Below are 1,512 nucleotides of genomic sequence, written 5' to 3'. Positions count from 1 at the left end.
CTGCAGAAGGCGCCCGCGATTTCTTCCTGGCCGTACACGCCGTCGGTGTCGCCGGCCAGGCCGTAGATGCCGGGCGCCCCGTCCAGGGCCACGGCGGTGGACAGCAGGAATTCCACATTGCGTCCGCCGCGGCCTTTGCCGCGGATGGTCACCGTGGTCTCGCCGCCGGACAGGAGCACGCAGGGCGCCGCGGCCGGCTGGCCGTGCTGGGCCACGCTCAGCGCGATGCCGGCCATGACCTTGCCGACGTCGCGGGCTTCGCCCTCGATGCTGTCGCCCAGCAGCACGGGCTGCACGCCCACGGCTTCGGCCACGCGGGCGGCGGCCTGCAGGGCCAGCTGGGGCGTGGCCACCAAGTGGGTCGTGACGCGCGCCAGGCGCGGATCGTCGGGCTTGATGGTTTCGCCGGCGCCGGTCTCCAGCAGGCTGCGGGCGGCGTCGGGAATGTCGATGCCGTAGCGGCGGATGATTTCCAGGGCCTGCTCGCAGGTGGTCGGATCGGCCACGGTGGGGCCGGAGGCGATGTCCATGGGATTGTCGCCGGGTACGTCGGAGATCAGCAGGTTCAGCACGCGGGCGGGAGCGCAGGCGGCGGCCAGCCGGCCGCCTTTGATGGCGGACAGGTGGCGGCGCACGCAGTTCATTTCGCCGATCGACGCGCCGGATTTCAGCAGGGCTTTGTTGATGGCCTGCTTGTCGGCCAGGGTGATGCCTTCGCCGGCCAGCGGCAGCAGGGAGGATCCGCCGCCCGAGATCAGGCAGATCACCAGGTCGTCTTCGCTCAGCTTGCTGACCGTGCGCAGGATCTCGTGCGCGGCGTCTTCGCCGGCCTGATCGGGGACGGGGTGGGCAGCCTCAAGAATCTTGATGTGGTCGCAGGGCACGCTGTAGCCATAGCGCGTCACCACGACGCCGCTGATGGGGCCCTTGTTCCAGTGCCGTTCCAGCGCCTGAGCCATAGCGGCGGAGGCCTTGCCGGCGCCGATGACGATGGTGCGGCCCTTGGGCGCTTCAGGCAGGTAGGGAGGAATACAGTGTTCGGGCTGAGCCGCATTGACGGCAGCCTGGAACATTTTGCTGAGTAAGTCTTGTGGCTCGATTTTCATGGGCATTCCTGGCGCAGGGCTATGGCGGCGTCGGTCACTGGCCGCTGCGCGATATGGGCGCATCTGCAGAAATGGCAAGGCGCCCATCTAGACGAAAAGAACAAGCGCAGCAAAGAGGGAGGCCCCCGGTGCAGCGCTGAAAAACATCCCCGCGGCGCCTCTGGCTTGCTGCACCTCCAAAGGAGGCATTGTGCCTCGGGGCGGCCCGGCGGTAAAAAAAGCGGGCCGCAGCCCGCTTTCAGGACGAATCGACTTTTGATGCCCTGCTGTTGCGAATGGCGTCGGCAAGTCGACTCGCCCTGGAGCCCGGTCTTATTGACCGATCTCGTGGTTGGCCATGATTTCCAGGGCGCGGACCAGCGCGGAGTGGTCCTGGCCGGAGCCGCCGTGGGCGGCGCAGGTGTTG

General features: G+C 67.9%; 1 protein-coding gene and 1 pseudogene. Both read right to left on the bottom strand.

Annotation, left to right across the window (positions count from 1 at the left end):
* The coding region (locus ACWPWO_RS18720; RefSeq protein ID WP_454007882.1) for a glycerate kinase type-2 family protein at positions 1–1,106 on the bottom strand (1,106 nt) is incomplete at its 3' end.
* A gap of 312 nt (positions 1,107–1,418) precedes the next feature.
* Positions 1,419–1,512: pseudogene (locus ACWPWO_RS18715) on the bottom strand (2-hydroxy-3-oxopropionate reductase); the annotation flags it as partial.

The sequence above is a fragment of the Alcaligenes sp. Marseille-Q7550 genome, assembly GCF_965112015.1.
Note: the sequence above shows the minus strand (reverse complement) of the source record. Positions and strands in the feature narration are given on the sequence as shown.